This is a genomic window from Curtobacterium sp. 'Ferrero' (assembly GCF_002412165.1).
Classification (GTDB): domain Bacteria; phylum Actinomycetota; class Actinomycetes; order Actinomycetales; family Microbacteriaceae; genus Curtobacterium.
In genome coordinates this window covers 1-17,169 of sequence record NZ_NXIA01000019.1, presented here as the reverse complement: position 1 = coordinate 17,169, position 17,169 = coordinate 1, and the positions used below count along the sequence as shown (strand labels likewise).

The following is a 17,169-nucleotide window of genomic DNA, read 5'->3' as shown; positions in this document are numbered from 1 at the left end:
TCCTGTCCGGCCCCCGCCCGGACCCCGTTCGTCCCCACGGAAGGAAACTCGCCCACATGACCATCACCGCACCTGCAGCGCCGCAGACCGACACCGACGCGAACGGGCTGCCCGCCTGGTTCACGCACGACCGGTTCGGCATGTTCATCCACTGGGGGCTCTACGCCCTGCCCGCCCGGCACGAGTGGGTGAAGAACCGGGAGCGCATCACCGACGAGGACTACCAGAAGTACTTCGACCACTTCGACCCGGACCTGTTCGATCCCGCCGACTGGGCCCGTCGTGCCCGCGAGGCCGGCATGAAGTACGCCGTCCTCACCACGAAGCACCACGAGGGGTTCGCCCTGTGGGACTCGGCGCTCACCGACTACAAGTCGACCAACACCCGCTTCGGACGCGACATCGTCCGCGAGTTCGTCGACGCCTTCCGGGCCGAGGGCATCCGGATCGGCTTCTACCACTCGCTCATCGACTGGCACCACCCGGACTTCACGATCGACGGGGTGCACCCGCGCCGTGACGACAGCCCCGAGGAGATCGCCCGGCTGCAGGAGGGGCGCGACATGGCCCGCTACCGGGAGTACCTGCACGGGCAGGTCGAGGAACTCCTCACCGGGTACGGACGGATCGACTACCTGTTCTACGACTTCTCGTACCGCGACAACGACCACGAGGACCGCTGGGGCGGCAAGGGTCGCGACGACTGGGGGTCCGAGGAGCTCATGGCGCTGACGAAGCGGCTGCAGCCGGGCATCATCGTCAACGACCGGCTCGACATCCCGGGTGACATCGTCACGCCGGAGCAGTACCAGCCGGACAAGCCGATGGAGGTCGACGGCGTCCCGGTGCCGTGGGAGGCGTGCCAGACGTTCAACGGCTCGTGGGGGTACGACCGCGACAACCTCACCGTGAAGAGCGTCGACCTGCTCGTCCGCATGCTCGTCGACGGCATCTCGAACAACGGGAACATGCTGCTCAACGTCGGCCCCACCGGGCGGGGCGAGTTCGACCCCGTCGCTCGCCGCTCGCTCGCCGGCATGGGGGAGTGGATGCACCGACACGCCCGCTCCGTGTACGGCGCCGGACCGTCGTCGTACCGTGCACCGGCCGGGACCGTCTACACGCAGCGCGGTGACCGGCTCTACCTGCACCTGTTCACGTGGCCGTTCGAGCACGTGCACCTGCCCGACCTCGCCGGGAAGGTGGCCTACGCACAACTGCTCCACGACGCGTCGGAGATCCGGTTCCGCGAGATCCCGCCCGGGACGCGCGCGCAGAACACCGGGCTCGGCGGACAGCCCGCCGGTACCCTCACCCTGACCCTGCCGGTGGTCCGCCCGGACGTCGCCGTCCCGGTCGTCGAACTGTTCCTGAAGGGGGCGTAGTGCAGCGCATCCTCTCGCGCACCCGGCTGCGGGCCGGCAACGAGGCCGCCTACGACGCCGTGCACGCCGCGGTGCCGCCGGCGCTCGCCGAGCGGCTCCGCGCAGCCGGGGTGCACGACTGGACGATCTGGCGCGACGGACAGGACCTCGTGCACCTCGTCGAGGTCGAGGACTACCGCGCGATGCGCCGGTCCCTCGCCGACGACCCGGTCAACGCCGAGTGGCAGGCGACGATCAACCCGCTGCTCGAGGCCGACGACGACTACTCCGGTGGCGACGACGGGCTGCCACGGGTCTGGTCGCTCGCGGCCCAGCTGGACGGGGCCGCCCCGTGACCCTCGACCTCGACCGGGGACCGTTCTGGTTCGGTGGCGCCGGCATCGGCAACCTGCTCCGGCCGGTGACGGACGACGACGCCCGAGCAGCGGTCGACGCCGCGTGGGACGCCGGCGTCCGCGGGTTCGACACGGCCCCGCACTACGGCCTCGGCCTGTCCGAGCGACGGCTCGGCGCGGCGCTCGCCGGTCGGCCGCGGTCCGGGTACCTGGTCTCGACCAAGGTCGGACGCCTGCTCGTCCCCGGCCGCGGGCGCGGCGACGACCTGGCCTCTGGTGGCTTCGCCGTACCCGACGACACGGTCCGGCAGTGGGATCCGTCGCCGTCGGGGGTGCGCCGGTCGCTCGACGAGTCGCTCGACCGACTCGGCCTGGACCACGTCGATGTCGCCTACCTGCACGACCCCGACGTGTACTCGCTGACCGACGGGCTCACCCAGGCGTTGCCGACCCTCGCCGAGCTCCGCGACGAGGGTGTCGTGCGCGCCGTCGGCGTCGGGTCGAACTCGGTCGACGCCCTGGCCGCGGCCGTGGAGACCGGCCTGTGCGACGTCGTCATGCTCGCCGGGCGGTACACCCTGCTCGAGCAGCCGGCGGCGGCGCTGGTCGCCCGGTGCGCCGAGCTCGGCGTCGCGGTCGTCGCGGTCGGCGTCTACAATTCGGGGCTCCTCGGACGGGAGCGGCCGGACGCGTCGGCGACCTACGACTACGCGCCGGCGCCGGCGTCGCTCGTCGAACGCGCCGATGCGATCGCCGACGTGTGCGAACGGCACGGCGTCACCCTGCCGGAGGCCGCGCTCGCGTTCCCGCGACGGGCCGCAGCGGTCCGGGCGATCGCGCTCGGTGCCCAGTCGGCCGAGCAGGTGCGGTCGAACGCCGCGCGGGCGGCCGCGACCGTGCCCGAGGCGCTCTGGGAGGACCTGCGCGCGGCGGGGTTGCTCGACGACTGACGCGGGCACGGTCGTTGCCGGGGGCGTCCCTCGACGCCGGTCACCCGCGGACGACGCAAGTCACCCCGGACCACGCGGATGCGCGGTTCGGGGTGACTTCGCTCGTACGCCGGGGTGCCGGCGTCAGCGGGTGCGCGCTCCGCGGCCGGCGAAGCGGGTGTAGATGAAGAGCACGATGACGGCGCCGATGATCGAGCCGATGATGCCCGCCGGCTGGAAGAAACCGTCCATCGGGTCGTGCTGGAAGATCAGGTAGCCGAGGAAGCCGCCCACGAACGAGCCGACGATGCCGAGGACGATCGTCATGATGATGCCGATGTCCTGCTTGCCGGGGATGAGCAGCCGGGCGATCGCGCCGGCGATGAGTCCGATGATGATCAGGCTGACGATGAGACCGAACACGGTGTTCCTCCTGGTGTGGGGCGACGCACCCGGCGGGTACCGGGAGCGATCAGCGCCCGATCCTGCTCCGCCCGTGCTCGACGGCCTCCCAGGTTCACTCGAGCGAGCGCCGCAGCCACCGCTCCACGCCCTCGACGTGCGCGACCACGAGGGACTGCACGAGCTGCGGGTCGCGGCGGCGGATGGCATCGACGATCGCGGCGTGCTCGTCGAGCGTGCGCTGCACCGAGCCGTTCTGCGTGAGGCCGCGCCACACCCGCACCCGCACGGTCTTGCTGGACAGAGCGTCGAGCAGGCCGGACAGGTACTGGTTGCCGCCGATGGTCGCGATGGTGGAGTGGAAGTGAAGGTCGTGCGCCACGAGGTCCTCGACACCCGTCGCGTCGTCGACCGCCTCCATGAGCGTCGCCAGCTCGTCGATCTGCTGTTCCGACGCCCGGGCGGTGGCGAGGACGGCGGACGCGGGTTCCAGGATCCGTCGCACCTCGAGCAGGTCGACCAGGGACCGGTCGTGGTGCATGTCGACGACGAACGACACGGCCTCGAGCAGCACCGCCGGCTCGAGCGAGGTCACGTAGGTGCCGTCCCCGCGGCGGACGTCGAGCACCCGGATGAGCTCGAGCGCCTTGACGGCCTCGCGCAGGCTGTTGCGCGAGAGGCCGAGCGACTCGCTGAGCTCCTTCTCGGGCGGGAGGCGCTGCCCGGGTCGGAGCTCGCCGCTCACGATCATCTGCTGGATGCGTGCGATCGCATCGTCGGTCAGCGACGCCACGTCACCACCTCCTGCTCGACCCGCGCTGCCGCGCGGACAGCCCGCCCGCGCGCGGACGCGCGCCGACAGGACGACGATAGTCGTGCCTCCCGTCCGACCCGGTGACGGCCGTCACGCCGGACGCAGGCGCAGTGCCTGCATCCCGCCGTCGACCGCGAGGTCGACCCCCGTCGTCGACCGGGCGGCCGGACTCGTCAGGTACGCGACCGCCTCGGCGACCTCCTCCGCCGCGACGAGCCGCCCGTGGGGCTGGCGGGCCTCGAGGGCGGCGCGCTCGGCGGCCGGGTCGGGCGCGGACGCGAGGAGCCGGCCGACCCAGGGCGTGTCCGCGGTGCCGGGGTTGACCGCGTTGACCCGGATGCCCTCGCGGAGGTGGTCCGCCGCCATGGCGCGGGTGAGGGCGGCGATCGCGCCCTTCGTGGCGGAGTAGAGCGCCCGCTGGGGGAGTCCGGCCGTCGCCGCGATCGAGCACGTGTTGACGATGCTCGCGTTGCCGGAAGCACGGAGGTGGGGCAGCGCGGCGCGCGTGACGCGGACGGTGCCGAGGACGTTGACCTCGTGCACACGGCGCCACTCGTCGTCGGGGTTGTCCTCGACGGTCCCCTGTGCCCCGATGCCCGCGTTGTTCACCACGACGTCGAGGCCGCCGAGGGCGTCGACTGCTGCCTGCACGGCGGTGCGGACGGAGTCGTCGTCGGCGACGTCGCACGCGAAGGACAGGCCGTCGTCGCCGGGACGGAGGTCCAGGACGGCGACCGTCGCGCCGCGCTCGCGCAGGGCGGCCACGATCGCGGCGCCGATGCCGGACGCCCCGCCCGTGACCACGGCCCTGACCCCCTCGTGTGTACCGGCGCCGTCGTGGCCCGCGGCGCTCATGCCGCACCGACCGTCTGGCGCTGGGTGCCCAACCCGTCGATGCGCAGCTCGACGACGTCGCCTGGCGCGAGGTACGGCGCGCCGGTGCCGAGTGCGACCCCGGCCGGGGTGCCGGTGTTCACCACGTCGCCCGGGTGCAGGACCATGAACTGCGACAGGTAGCGGACGATCTCGGCCGGTCGGAAGACCATGTCCGCGGTGGTGCCGTCCTGCCGGGTCTCGCCGTTGACCGACAGGTGCATGCGCAGGTCGGCGGGGTCGACGGCGTCCGCGGTGACGAGCCAGGGACCGAGCGGGTTGAAGGTCTCGCACGACTTGCCCTTGTCCCACTGCCCGCCGCGTTCGAGCTGGAACTCCCGCTCGGAGACGTCGTGAGCGATGGTGTAGCCCGCGATGCACGCGGCGGCGTCGGCCTCGGAGGCGCAGTAGCGGGCGGTGGTGCCGATCACGAGGGCGAGCTCGACCTCCCAGTCCGTCTTGGTCGAGCCTCGGGGGACGAGGACCTGGTCGTCGGGGCCGATCACCGTCGACGGGTCCTTCATGAACACGACGGGCTCGGTCGGGATCGCTGCACCGGTCTCGGCGGCGTGGTCGCGGTAGTTCAGGCCGATGCACACGACCTTGCCCGGGCGTGCGACCGGTGCCCCGCGCCGCATCTTCCCGGCGTCGTCGGCGGGGATGGTCGGCAGGTCGCCGGCGGCACGGGCGTGCTCGACGAGCGCCACCGGGCCGGGGTCGGCGGCGAGGAACGCCCCGGTGATGTCGGAGGTCAGCGGCCGCAGGTCGTACACCGTGCCCTCGGGGTCGATGGCCACCGGCATCTCGTCGCCGGCCGGGCCGAGTCGTGCGAACAGCATCGTTCCTCGCTCTCGTTGCGTGGCACCCGTGTCGGACGCCACAGACATCCTATGTCTGCGTCACCTCGCCCGGGAAGTACGTCCGCTCCGCCGTGCCGGTGGAGACGTCGTGCCGTTCGCTCGGGGACAGGTCTGCCAGGGCGGCCGTCGTGGTGTGCAGGACCTCGGCGTGGTCGGCCGCCAGGGTCGACACGGGCCAGTCCGACCCGAACATCGAGCGGTCCGGTCCGAACGTCCCGACGACCTCGCGGAGGTACCGGGCGACCGGACGGTCCCGCCAGTCGTTGCCGGCCTCGGTGAGGAGCCCCGACACCTTGCAGACCACGTTCGGCCGCGCCGCGAACGCCCGCATCCGTGCTCGCCAGGCGTCGGCGACCGCGGATCCGCCGGGACCGTGGTCGTCCGCGATCGCGGGCTTGCCGGCGTGGTCGAGCACGAACCGGCCTTCGGGCACGGCGTCGACGAGCGCCAGCGCCGCCCCGTGCTCCCGCTCGCGCACCAGCAGGTCGAACGCCAGGCCGGCGTCGGCGACGGCTCGGACGCCGCGGACCACGTCCGGACGCGCGAGCCACCCCGGGTCGGGCTCGTCCTGTGCCTGGTGGCGGATGCCCACCAGGCGGGGAGCGACCGTCTCGACCTCCGGGTCGTCGGCGACGAGCGCGGCGGGGTGTTCGGCGACGAGCGCGGCGGGGTGTTCGGCGACGATCGCGGCGAGGCGCTCGTCGACGTCCGGCGCGGTCAGGTCGACCCACCCGACGACCCCGGCGACCGGCGCGGGCTGTCGGAGGAGCCACGCGGTCTCGCCGGGGTCGTGGACGGCCTGCACGACGACGGTCCGGTCGACGCCGGAGCCCTCGAGTGCGGCGCGGAGGTCGTCGACGTCGAACCGCCGTCGGATCGGGGCGACCGAGTCGTCCATCCAGGGGTAGTCCCGGTCGGACGGGTCCCAGAGGTGGTGGTGCGCATCGATGCTCACCCGCTCATCATGCCCGAATCATCCGATGTCCGGGCAGCTTCCGGCGTCAGACGATGCCGGATGCCTCGAGCTCGCCACGCAGTTCGGCATCGGACGGCTCGACGAAGTGCTTGCCGTTCGGCAGCACCACGACCGGGATGTTCTTCCGGCCGCTGATCGCCTCGGCCCGGTCGGCCGCGGACAGGTCGGCCTCGACGTCGACGTACTCGTAGTCCACCCCGAGGGTGTCGAGCAGCGCCTTCGAGCGGCGGCAGTCGCGGCACCAGTCCGCGCCGAACATGGTGACCTTGTCGAACGTCTCATCAGTCATGCGGGGTACGACGCTCGACGTCCGCCGTGCATTCCCGACGGCCCGCTCCAGCTGCGGAGCACGATCAGACGCGGCGGAGCACGATCGGGTGCATGAGTCTCCCCCTCGATGCGGTCCACCCGCACCACCGCCACGGCTGGTGGTGGAAGACCCTGCTCGGCGGCTTCCTGCTCTGGGTCGTCACGATCGTGGTCACCGTCGCCACCCAGAACACGAACCTCGTGCCGACGATCATCCTGCTCGGCAGCTTCCTCGTGCCCTTCACCGTCGTCCTGTTCGTGATCGAGCGCGTCACCGGGACCGTCAGCACCATGCAGCTCGTCACGGCGTTCTTCGTCGGCGGCATCCTCGGCGTGCTCGGGGCGTCGCTGCTCGAGGCGAACCTGCGGCAGGACGCGCTCGTGTACATCGCGGTCGGCTTCGTCGAGGAGTTCGTCAAGGGCGTCCTGCTCGTCGTCGTCGCGTGGCGGGTCCGACCGAAGACCGCGAGGCAGGGGGCGCTCCTCGGAGCGACCGTCGGCGCCGGCTTCGCCGCGTTCGAGTCGGCCGGGTACGCGTTCAACGCGGCGATCACCAGCCGCGGGATCGACCTGGTGTCGCTGCTGCAGACCGAGGTGGTCCGGGCGATCCTGTCCCCGGTCGGCCACGTGCTCTGGACGGCGATCCTCGGCGCCGTGCTGTTCGGGGCGGCGCGCGGCGGGGTGCGGCTCCGGTGGTCGTGGTCGCTCCTCGTGGCGTACATCGGCGTCTCGCTCCTCCACGGCCTGTGGGACAGCAACTCGTCGATCGCGACGCTGCTGGCGTTCGTGCTCACCGGCACCCCGTTCTCGGCCGCTCGCGGACCGTACGTCCCCGCCGACGTCGCCACGCTGTCCACGACGCTGTACGTGGTGGGCCTGGCGATCGTCACCGCGGTCGGGGTCGCGGTGCTCGTCACCGTGCTCGTCCGGCACCGTCGGCAGGACCGGGCGCTGGCCGCCGCCGGTCCCTCCGCGCCGGTGACGGGGGCTGGCGCCGACGGGGAGTACGGCCCCGGCCCCGTCGTCACCATGCCCGCGTGGCAGCGCGCGACCGAGCACGGCCCGGTCGACTGGGACCGGACGCCGCCACCGCACGCGCACTGACCGGCGGGGGTCGGCCACCGCCACCGCACGCGCACCCACCGCACGCGACCGGCAGCGGGGGTCAGGCGCCTCCCGACCGGCGCCGGCCCGTCGCCCGCGCGCCCTACGATGTCCCCATGCCGCAGCGACCCGACCCCGCACGGGCCGCGTGGGCCGTCGCCGCCGTCCGGCGCTTCGCCGCCGCCACGAACCTGCTCGTCGCCGGTCGTCGCTTCCGGATCGTCGGCGGCGACCACCTCGACGCCGACGCGCTGCACGCCGTCCTCACGGGCCTCGGCGCCCGACCGTCACGGGACGACGAGCCCGTCGACCAGCTCTGGTGCCTGGGGGAGCCGGAGCTGTCCGCCGCCGCCGTCGAGCGGGAGGCCGACCGCCCGCACGGTGCGACGCTCGTCGTGGTGGACGCGGGCCGACACGCGCCCGCGGTCGACGAGGACGCCTTCGGTCCGGTCGTCCCGGTCCGTCCCGGGGTCCTCGGCGTCCCGACGCTCTCCGACGACGTCGTCCTCGTCTCCACCGGCCGTGACCCCGAGACCGATCCGGCCGCCGCCGCCCGGATCCGCTGGGCCCGCCGGTGGATGCCCGTCTCGCGGTCGGTCGCCGCCGAGCTCCGCGACGGCGGGCTCCTCCGCGGCACGCGGATCGGCGTGAGCATGGTCCTCGAACCGAAGACCGCCGTCCTCAGCCTGCTGCTCCGCGACGCCGGAGCCGAGGTCGTCGTGTACGCCCACGCCGACGAGACCGACGACGCCGTCGCGGCCGTCCTCCGTGACGCCGGTCTCCCGGTGCACGCGGACAGCGGGGCCGACCTCGACGAGCAACGCCGGCTCGCCCTCGCGATGCTCGACACCCGCCCGCACATCCTGCTCGACGACGGCTCGCACGTCATCCGCCTCGCCCACCAGGAACGACCGGAGCTGCTGCCGACGATGCTCGGCGCCGCGGAGGAGACCACGAGCGGCCTCCGACCGCTCCGCGTCATGGCGGAGCGCGGGACGCTCGGCATCCCGGTCGTGGCCGTGAACGACGCCCGCACGAAGACCCTGTTCGACAACCGGTACGGCACCGGGCAGTCGACCGTCGCGGCCGCACTCGACCTGCTCGACGGACTCGTCCCGGGTGCGCACCGCGTCCGGCCGGGAGGCACCGCGGTCGTCGCCGGGTTCGGTCCGGTCGGCGAGGGGGTCGCCCAGGTGCTCCGCGCGTTCGGCTTCGACGTCGTGGTCGCCGACACCGACCCCGTGCGCGCCCTGCAGGCCGTCGTCGCCGGGTACCGGGTCGCGCCGCTGGTCGACGCCGTCCGCGAGGCCGACCTCGTGATGAGCGCGACCGGGGTGCGCGACACCGTGTCGCTCGGGGTGCTCCGAGCCACCGCGGCCGGGGCCGTCGTCGCGGTCGCCGGCGGCGTCGAGCAGGAGGTCGCCCTCGACGACGCGACGGCCGCCGGAGCGGTCCCGGCCGGCGAAGCCCCCGCAGTCGAACGGTGGACGTTCCCGGACGGTCACCACGTCGTCGTGCTCGACCGGGGCGGGTGCATCAACACCACCGCGGCGGAGGGCAACCCCGTCGAGATCATGGACCTGTCCTTCGCCGTCCAGCTCGGAGCCGTCCGGATGCTCCTCGAACGCGGCGACGAACTCGACCGCGCCGTCGTACCCGTCGACCCCGCGGTGGACGAGGCGACCGCCCGCGCGGCGCTCGCCGCGTCCGGGACGCGGACCGCGCCTCCCGACCGTCCCGCCGAGCACCCGGCGGACCGTGCGCCGGACGTCCGGACGCACCGGTTCGGGGACCCGTCGTGAGCGTCGTCGTCCACTCGGCGCGGGTCGTCGTGCCGATGACCGCGCCGCCGATCGCCGACGGTGCGGTGGCCGTCCGCGACGGCCGGATCCTGCACGTGGGCGACCGGTCCTGGGTCGTCGACCAGCTCGACGCGTCCGGATTGGCGTGGACCGAGCGCCGCTGGCGCGGTGCGCTCCTGCCCGGTCTCGTCAACGCGCACACCCACCTGCAGTACACCGGCATGGCCAGTGTCGGACAGCGCCAGTACCGAGGGTTCGAGGACTGGGCGGCCGCGTTCAACGTCGACTACGCCCGACCGCACGACTGGGCAGCGGAGGCCGCCCTGGGTGCCGAGCAGTCCCTGCTCGCGGGGGTGACGAGCATCGCCGACGTCGTCACGGACCTCGAGGCCGCGTCGGCGCTGGAGGTCGCCGGCCTCGGTGGGATCGCCTACTGGGAGGTCATGGACTGGGAGAACGACGCGTGGCAGGCGCACGGGCGCGACCAGGTGCTCGACGAGCTCGCCCGCATCCCGACGACCCCCGGGGCCGGGCTCTCCCCGCACGCGCCGTACTCGCTCGACGTCGCACCGCTCCTCGAGCTGCCCGACATCGTCCGGCAGCGGGGACTGCGACTGCACCTGCACCTCGGCGAGGCCGCCTTCGAGGGGGAGCGCACCGCCCTCGAGCCCGTCCCCGGACTCGACGGCGTCGTCGGGATCGGCCACGGCAGCGACTGGCACCTGGCGAACGTGCCGTCCTTCCGGGCCATGCGTGCCCTCGGGTTCGGCGCGAGCGCGACGTCGTTCGTGGACCGGCTCGGCGTCCTCGGCCCCGACTGCCACGTCGCGCACGGTGTCTACACGACCGCGGCCGACCGGGCACTGCTCCGGGCCCGTGGCACCGCCGTCGCCCTCTGCCCCCGGTCGAACGCCGTGATCGGGCTCGACCCGCCGCCCGTCGCTGACTACCTCCGCGAGGGCAGCCCGATCGCGATCGGCACCGACTCGCTGTCGTCGTCGCCCTCGCTCGACCTGATGGCCGACGTCACCGCGCTGCACCGCATCGCCCGGGCCCAGGGCTACGGCGCGCACGACCTGCACGAACGCCTGCTCGCCGCCGCGACCCTCGGCGGCGCGCACGCCATGGGCCTCGCCGTCGGTCCCGACCGCGTCGGCCACCTCGCCGTCGGCGCGCGGGCCGACCTCGCCGTGTTCGACGTCGATGCCCGGACCGTGCCGGACGCGCTCGCCGAGCTCGTCGAGGACGGAGCCGGGCGCGCCGCCGCCACCGTCGTCCGCGGCGTCGTCCGCGCCGTCGACGGCACCCGCACCACCACGCCGACGCTCCAGGAGGACACCGCATGACCGAGACCGCACCCCGACCCGGGATGGTCCCCCGGCGCTCCGTCACCGGCGAGGTCGTCGAGTGGCTCGACGTGCCGCAGCGGGCCGCCGCGCTCGGCATGGACCCGCACCCCGAGGGCGGCTGGTACGTCCGGACCTGGACCGCCCCCACCGAGGTCGCGACGCCGCGCGGTGACCGGCCGGCGGCGACCCTGATCCACTTCCTGCTGCCGCCCGGGGAGGCCTCCGCCTGGCACCGCGTCGTCAACGACGAGATCTGGATGTGGCACGGCCCGGACACGGTCGAGCTGCAGCTCGGCGGCGACGGTGACGAGCCGGTGCCCGGCGCGACGATCACGCTCGGACCGGACGCCGGTCGGCACCGGGTGAACGACGCGCAGGCGTTCGTCCGCGGCGGGGTGTGGCAGCGGACGCTCCCGCAGGACGGTGAGGTGCTGCTGAGCTGCCTGGTGTCGCCGGGGTTCTCGTTCGACGACTTCACGCTCGCCGACTGAGCCGGCCGGGCCGTCGGTCAGGTCCGGTCCGGTCCGGTCCGGTACCGGTCCACAGCGGCCCGGGCCGGTACAGAGTTGCCGGCGGCGGGCACCGGACGCCGTTGTCCGCCACCCGCCGCCGAGGCAACGTGCTGCGGCACCCATGATGCCCGAAGAATGCACACCGAAAAGCATCGTGACCATTTCGTGAACTCTCGTTGCGCGATTCCCGTTCGGTATTCGTCACACCGGAATGCGATGTGCAGGAATGTGATCGGGTCGGGAGCCGGCCCGCCGAGTCGCGGTGGTGTACCAGTTCCGCGTACGATCTGCTTGCCCCCACCCCGCTGCACGAAGGCCCGCCCGTGACTCGTTCCCTCCGCCTCACCCTCGTCGCCACCGCCACGGCCGCCGTCGCCGTGCTCGCCCTCGCCGCGTGCTCCTCGGGCAGCGGCACCAGCGCCTCCGGCACCGTCACGGACGGCAAGCTCACGATCGCGACCGGACAGCCGGCGTACTCCCCGTGGGTGGAGGACGACAAGCCGCAGTCCGGCAAGGGGTTCGAGGCCGCGGTCGCGTACGCCGTCGCGAAGGAGATGGGCTACGCGAAGTCCGACGTCGTGTGGAAGCGCAGCACCTTCGACAGCGCGATCGCCCCCGGCCCGAAGGACTGGGACATGAACATCCAGCAGTTCTCGATCGACGCCAAGCGCAAGAAGGCCGTCGACATGTCGACGCCGTACTACACCACCACGCAGGCCGTCGTGACGACGAAGTCCTCGAAGGCCGCGGGCGACACGACGATCAGCGCCCTGAAGCGCGACGCGATCGGGGTCGCCGCCGGATCGACGTCGATCCAGAGCGTCAAGGACGTCCTCGGCGTCACCCCGCAGGTGTTCAACTCCAATGACGACGCGGTGCTCGCCCTGAAGTCCGGCCAGATCGACGCCATCGTCACCGACCTGCCGACAGCGTTCTACATGTCCGGCGCGCAGCTCGACGACGGCACGGTCTCGGCCCAGTTCCCGGCCGACGGCTCCGGCGACCAGTTCGGCTTCGTGCTGCCGAAGGGGTCGGCGCTCACGAGCAAGGTCGACAAGGCGCTCGCCGCGCTCAAGGCCGACGGAACGCTCGACGCGCTGCAGACCAAGTGGCTCTCCTCGGAGACCGGCACCCCGGTCCTGAAGTAGCGCTCGTGTCCATCCCCGCAGGTGCCGGCACCCCGGTCGTCGTCCCGGCACCGAGCGCGGTCGAGCAGGAACGTCGGCTCTACCGGCGCCAGCGCGGCCGCCGGTCGGTCGCCGTGTCCGTGGTGTCCACGCTCGTCGTCGTGGTGCTGCTGTACTTCGGCGTCGTGAACACCCCGGGCTGGGCGGCCGTGCAGCAGTCGTTCTTCGACCCGCAGACGGCGGTGGACTCGTTCCCCGCGATCCTCGCCGGGCGCTGGCTGAACGTCCGCATCCTGTTCTTCGCGAGCATCGGTGTCGCCGTGTTCGGCACCCTGCTCGCCGTCGTGCGGGGGCTGCGCAGCCCGGTGTTCTTCCCGCTGCGGATGCTCGCCACCGGGTACACCGACCTGTTCCGCGGACTGCCCCTGATCATCGTGCTCTACCTCGTCGGCTACGGCATCCCGGGCCTCGGGGTGTTCCCGCGCCTGCCCGCGGAGTTCTGGGGCACCATCGCGATCGTCCTCACCTACTCGTCGTATGTCGCCGAGGTGCTCCGCGCCGGCATGGAGGCCGTGCACCCCTCGCAGCGGCTCGCCGCCCGGTCGCTCGGGCTCTCGCACGCGAAGACGCTCCGCCTCGTCGTCCTGCCGCAGGCGATCCGCAAGGTGACGCCGGCGCTCATGAACGACTTCGTGTCGATGCAGAAGGACGTCGGCCTCGTGTCGATCCTCGGCGCCGTCGACGCGGTCCGGTCGGCGCAGATCGCGCAGGCCGAGAGCTACAACTTCACGCCGTACTTCGTCGCCGGCCTGCTCTTCGTGGTGATCAGCCTGCCGCTGATCCGCGTCACCGACGCGATCGCCCGTCGGCAGCAGCGACGCGAACAGATCGGGGGCACCGTGTGAGCGGAGCAGCGTGGAACGCGAACGACGAGGCGGGCGCGGCCCGTGCCTCCCGTGCTGTCGACGGTCGGGAGGCACGGCGCGAGCCGCCGACATCGGCTCCCGTCCTGGAACTGCGCGGCCTGCGCAAGGCCTTCGGTGAGCACGAGGTCCTGCGCGGCATCGACCTGACCGTGCACCGGCACGAGGTCATCTGCGTCATCGGGGCGTCCGGCTCCGGCAAGTCGACGCTGCTCAAGACGGTGAACCTCCTCGAGGGCATCGACGACGGCGAGGTCCTGCTGCAGGGCACCGACATCGCCGACCCGCGGATCGACGTCGACGCCACCCGCGCGCGGATCGGTGTCGTGTTCCAGCAGTTCAACCTCTTCCCGCACATGACCGTGCTCGACAACGTCACGCTCGCCTCGCGGCAGGTGCACGGCGTCGACCGGGCGACGGCGGAGACCACCGCGCGGCGGTTGCTCGACCGTGTCGGCCTGGGGGAGTTCGCCGGGGCGTACCCCGACCGGCTCTCCGGCGGGCAGCAGCAGCGGGTGGCGATCGTCCGGGCGATCGCGACAGACCCCGAGCTGCTCCTGCTCGACGAGGTCACGAGCGCGCTGGACCCGATGCTCGTCGGCGAGGTGCTCGACCTGGTCACCGAGCTCAAGCGGCAGGGCTCCACGATCCTGATGACCACGCACGAGATGCACTTCGCCCGGAACGTCGCCGACCGCATCGTGTTCTTGCACCGGGGCGAGGTCGTCGAGCAGGGCGCGCCCGCCGACGTGCTCGACCACCCGCAGCACCCCGCGCTCGTCGAGTTCCTCGCGCGCGTCCACACGTGACGGTGCGGGCACGGCCGTCGTCACCGTGCCCGCACCGCACGGCCGCTACGGCGTGAGCAGGACCTTCCCGACGAGCTCGCCGTCGGCCATCCGGCGGTGCGCCTCGGTCGCCTCGTCCAGCGGCAGCACGGAGTCGACCACGGGCCGCACCCGGCCGTCCTCGACGAACGGCCACACGTGCTGTCGGACGGCGGCGACGATCGCGGCCTTCTCGTCGCGGGGCCGTGCCCGGAGCGTGGTCGCGCTGATCGTCGCCCGCTTGCCCATCATCGCGCCGAGGTCGAGCTCGCCCGTCCGTCCGCTCGACGACGAGATCACGGCGATGTGCCCGTTCGTGGCGAGCACCTCGAGGTTGCGACCGAGGTAGGCGGCCCCGACGACGTCGAGCACCACGTCGACGCCGCGACCGTCGGTGAACGCGTGCACCGCGGCGACGAAGTCCTCGGAGCGGTGGTCGACCGCGAGGTCGGCACCGAGCTCCCGCGAGGCCTGCACCTTGGCCGGGCCGCCGCTGGTCGTGACCACCGTCGCTCCGAGTGCCTTCGCCCAGAGCACGGCGTGCGACCCCATCCCGCCCGTGCCGCCGTGGACGAGGAGCGTCTGGCCGGGTCGGAGTCCGGCGAGCATGCCGACGTTCGAGTACACCGTGCACGCGGCCTCGGGCAGGGCGGCCGCCGACACCAGGTCGAGCGCGTCCGGCACGGGCAGGAGCTGCGTGGCCGGGACGGCGACGAGGGACGCGTATCCGCCCCCGGACAACAGTGCGCAGACCCGGTCGCCGACCGACCACCCGGTCACCCCGGGGCCGAGCCGACTGATCGTCCCCGACACCTCGAGCCCGAGCACCTCGGAGGCCCCGGGTGGCGGCGGGTAGTTCCCCGCGAGCTGCTGCCGGTCGGCGTTGTTCACCCCCGCCGCGGCGACCTGCACGAGGACCTCGCCCTCGCCGGGCTCGGGGTCGGGCAGGTCCTGCACGGTCATGGTGCCGTCGTCGTGGGTGATCGCTCGCATGTCCCCGACGCTACGCCCGCTCGTCGCATGGTCCCAGCGGACCACACGAGCGCGCGCGCCCGGACCGTCGTCCGCCGTGTACCGTCGGCGGCGTCCGCGCTCCTCGCACCGAGGGGCGATGATCGCACCACCAGGGGGGACCCACGACCATGCCCACGAAGACCATCGCCGTCCTCACGGCCGCACTCGCCGTCACGATGCTCGCCGGTTGCTCGGCCGGATCGTCGAAGGCCGAGCAGTGCACGAAGTTCTCCGAGCGCGTCTCGAGCGCCGCGTCCGGCGTGCAGGACTCGGTCGCGAACCTGCAGTCCGACCCGGACGCCGCGGTGTCGAAGCTCAAGGACCTCGACGACAAGATCAAGTCTGGTGTGTCGGACATCTCGGACGCGGACCTCAAGGCGAAGGCGGACGACTTCGAGAACGCGTACTCGGGACTCATCACCCAGATCGAGGCCTACGCGAAGGACCCGCAGTCGGTCGACGTGTCGAAGCTCACCGCGGCGAGCAGCAAGGTGCAGTCCACCGGCAAGGCGTTCCAGAGCGAGTGCACGTCCTGACGCGGTGATCGTCGTCGGAGGGACCGGCCGCACGCTCGATGCGCGGTCGGTCCCACCGGCGGCCGGTCAGCGCGGCGCCGGTCAGCGCGACTGGGCGGCGTCGAGGCGGTCGATCTCCTCCGGACGGAGCTTGACGGCCGCCGCGGTCACCGAGTCGAGGATCGACTGCGGGCGCGACGCTCCCGGGATCGGGACGACGACGTCGCTCTTCGCCAGCTCCCACGCCAGCGCGACGACCTGCGGGCTCACACCATGGTCGCGGGCGACGGTGGCGAAGTCCTCGTAGGCGGTCCCGAGGTCGGCCGCGTTCGTGATGCCGCCGAGCGGGCTCCACGGCAGGAACGCGATGCCGAGCTCGTCGCACAGCTCGAGTTCCGGCTCGCTCGACCGGAACCGCGGCGAGTACTGGTTCTGCACCGAGACCAGTCGGCCACCGAGCACCTCGTTCGCGGTGCGGATCTGGTCCGGATCGGCGTTCGAGATGCCCGCCATGCGGATGACGCCCTCGTCGAGCAGCTCCGCGAGCGCGCCCACCGACTCCGCGTACGGCACGGCGGGGTCCGGGCGGTGGAACTGGTACAGCCCGATCGCGTCGACCCCGAGCCGCGCGGCCGAGGCCTTCGCCGCCTCTTTCAGGTACTCGGGGTGGCCGTTCTGCGCCCACGGCCCGGCCTCCGGTCGCAGGTGTCCGCCCTTCGTCGCGATGAGCACGTCGTCCGTCGCACCGTGGAACTCCCGGACGGCCTTCGCGATGAGCGACTCGTTGTGCCCGACCTCGTCGTGGCCGGCGAGGTGGTACGCGTCGGCGGTGTCGATGAGGGTGACCCCGGCCTCGAGCGCGGCGTGGATGGTGGCGACGGACTGACGCTCGTCCGGCCGGCCCTCGATCGACATCGGCATGCCGCCGAGGCCGATCGCGCTGACGGACACGTCTCCGATGACTCGTTGCTTCATGCGCCCAGCATGCTCCGCGGCGGCCCGGTCACGCTCAGCGCGGCGAGCCGGTCGCGGCGGCGCGGAACGACCGCGCTGCGTGGGTCGCACCGTCGCGGAACGACCGCGCCGGTGTCGTACGACAGCGGCGTCGTCGTC

The 17,169-nt window shown here is 72.9% G+C and carries 19 protein-coding genes; 11 read left to right on the top strand and 8 right to left on the bottom strand.

Going from position 1 to position 17,169, the window contains the following annotated elements; all coding sequences use genetic code 11:
* Positions 1-56: 56 nt before the first annotated feature.
* The 3 genes from Csp2054_RS14575 to Csp2054_RS14565 are packed head-to-tail and all read left to right on the top strand — an operon-like array spanning position 57 to position 2,670.
* Positions 57-1,385, top strand: coding sequence for an alpha-L-fucosidase (locus Csp2054_RS14575; RefSeq protein WP_096900183.1), 1,329 nt, complete (start codon positions 57-59; stop codon positions 1,383-1,385).
* Positions 1,385-1,720 carry an L-rhamnose mutarotase gene (locus Csp2054_RS14570; RefSeq protein WP_096900182.1) on the top strand — a complete coding sequence of 112 codons (336 nt, stop codon included), beginning with the start codon at positions 1,385-1,387 and terminating at the stop codon, positions 1,718-1,720. The genes Csp2054_RS14575 and Csp2054_RS14570 overlap by 1 nt, the downstream gene beginning before the upstream one ends.
* Positions 1,717-2,670, top strand: coding sequence for an aldo/keto reductase (locus tag Csp2054_RS14565; protein ID WP_096900181.1), 954 nt, complete (start codon positions 1,717-1,719; stop codon positions 2,668-2,670). The genes Csp2054_RS14570 and Csp2054_RS14565 overlap by 4 nt, the downstream gene beginning before the upstream one ends.
* Positions 2,671-2,793: 123 nt before the next feature.
* Here the strand turns inward: Csp2054_RS14565 and Csp2054_RS14560 are convergent, their stop codons facing one another.
* The 6 genes from Csp2054_RS14560 to Csp2054_RS14535 all read right to left on the bottom strand — a co-directional run bounded on the left by Csp2054_RS14560 (position 2,794) and on the right by Csp2054_RS14535 (position 6,863).
* Entirely contained in the window at positions 2,794-3,072 is a 279-nt protein-coding gene (locus Csp2054_RS14560; RefSeq protein ID WP_096900180.1) for a GlsB/YeaQ/YmgE family stress response membrane protein, read from the bottom strand.
* 94 nt (positions 3,073-3,166) lie between these two features.
* Positions 3,167-3,844, bottom strand: coding sequence for a FadR/GntR family transcriptional regulator (locus Csp2054_RS14555; protein WP_096900179.1), 678 nt, complete (start codon positions 3,842-3,844; stop codon positions 3,167-3,169).
* Between the two features lie 111 nt (positions 3,845-3,955).
* Entirely contained in the window at positions 3,956-4,720 is a 765-nt protein-coding gene (locus Csp2054_RS14550) for an SDR family NAD(P)-dependent oxidoreductase (protein ID WP_096900178.1), read from the bottom strand.
* Complete coding sequence (locus tag Csp2054_RS14545) at positions 4,717-5,577, bottom strand: fumarylacetoacetate hydrolase family protein (protein WP_096900177.1); 861 nt, start codon at positions 5,575-5,577, stop codon at positions 4,717-4,719. The genes Csp2054_RS14550 and Csp2054_RS14545 overlap by 4 nt, the downstream gene beginning before the upstream one ends.
* A 49-nt stretch (positions 5,578-5,626) precedes the next feature.
* Positions 5,627-6,553 carry an amidohydrolase family protein gene (locus tag Csp2054_RS14540; protein ID WP_096900176.1) on the bottom strand — a complete coding sequence of 309 codons (927 nt, stop codon included), beginning with the start codon at positions 6,551-6,553 and terminating at the stop codon, positions 5,627-5,629.
* Between the two features lie 46 nt (positions 6,554-6,599).
* Positions 6,600-6,863, bottom strand: coding sequence for a glutaredoxin family protein (locus tag Csp2054_RS14535; RefSeq protein WP_096900175.1), 264 nt, complete (start codon positions 6,861-6,863; stop codon positions 6,600-6,602).
* Positions 6,864-6,955: 92 nt separating this feature from the next.
* Between Csp2054_RS14535 and Csp2054_RS14530 the strand changes: the two genes are divergently transcribed.
* The 7 genes from Csp2054_RS14530 to Csp2054_RS14500 all read left to right on the top strand — a co-directional run bounded on the left by Csp2054_RS14530 (position 6,956) and on the right by Csp2054_RS14500 (position 14,509).
* A complete protein-coding gene (locus tag Csp2054_RS14530; protein WP_096900174.1) occupies positions 6,956-7,987 on the top strand; it encodes a PrsW family intramembrane metalloprotease in 1,032 nt (343 codons plus the stop codon).
* 116 nt (positions 7,988-8,103) lie between these two features.
* The gene (locus tag Csp2054_RS14525) at positions 8,104-9,789 is read left to right on the top strand and encodes an adenosylhomocysteinase (RefSeq protein ID WP_096900173.1); all 1,686 of its coding nucleotides are present in this window, start codon (positions 8,104-8,106) and stop codon (positions 9,787-9,789) included.
* Positions 9,786-11,135: an amidohydrolase family protein gene (locus tag Csp2054_RS14520; protein ID WP_317951692.1), complete on the top strand. Its 1,350-nt coding sequence runs from the start codon at positions 9,786-9,788 to the stop codon at positions 11,133-11,135. Before Csp2054_RS14525 ends, Csp2054_RS14520 begins: the two co-directional genes overlap by 4 nt.
* Positions 11,132-11,629 carry a cupin domain-containing protein gene (locus tag Csp2054_RS14515; RefSeq protein ID WP_255252764.1) on the top strand — a complete coding sequence of 166 codons (498 nt, stop codon included), beginning with the start codon at positions 11,132-11,134 and terminating at the stop codon, positions 11,627-11,629. Before Csp2054_RS14520 ends, Csp2054_RS14515 begins: the two co-directional genes overlap by 4 nt.
* Positions 11,630-11,973: 344 nt before the next feature.
* Positions 11,974-12,798, top strand: a complete 825-nt coding sequence (locus tag Csp2054_RS14510; RefSeq protein WP_096900172.1) for an ABC transporter substrate-binding protein — start codon at positions 11,974-11,976, stop codon at positions 12,796-12,798.
* A gap of 5 nt (positions 12,799-12,803) precedes the next feature.
* Complete coding sequence (locus Csp2054_RS14505) at positions 12,804-13,682, top strand: amino acid ABC transporter permease (protein WP_096900171.1); 879 nt, start codon at positions 12,804-12,806, stop codon at positions 13,680-13,682.
* A gap of 104 nt (positions 13,683-13,786) precedes the next feature.
* Positions 13,787-14,509: an amino acid ABC transporter ATP-binding protein gene (locus tag Csp2054_RS14500; RefSeq protein WP_096900218.1), complete on the top strand. Its 723-nt coding sequence runs from the start codon at positions 13,787-13,789 to the stop codon at positions 14,507-14,509.
* A gap of 45 nt (positions 14,510-14,554) precedes the next feature.
* On the opposite strand, the gene Csp2054_RS14495 is transcribed toward Csp2054_RS14500, so the two are convergent.
* The gene (locus tag Csp2054_RS14495) at positions 14,555-15,520 is read right to left on the bottom strand and encodes an NAD(P)H-quinone oxidoreductase (protein ID WP_096900170.1); all 966 of its coding nucleotides are present in this window, start codon (positions 15,518-15,520) and stop codon (positions 14,555-14,557) included.
* A 149-nt stretch (positions 15,521-15,669) separates the two neighbouring features.
* Here Csp2054_RS14495 and Csp2054_RS14490 point away from each other — a divergent pair, with 149 nt between their 5' ends.
* Positions 15,670-16,077 (top strand): hypothetical protein, encoded by a 408-nt coding sequence (locus Csp2054_RS14490; protein WP_096900169.1) that lies wholly within the window; start codon positions 15,670-15,672, stop codon positions 16,075-16,077.
* A gap of 81 nt (positions 16,078-16,158) precedes the next feature.
* Here the strand turns inward: Csp2054_RS14490 and Csp2054_RS14485 are convergent, their stop codons facing one another.
* A complete protein-coding gene (locus tag Csp2054_RS14485; protein WP_096900168.1) occupies positions 16,159-17,031 on the bottom strand; it encodes an aldo/keto reductase in 873 nt (290 codons plus the stop codon).
* Between the last annotated feature and the right edge of the window lie 138 nt (positions 17,032-17,169).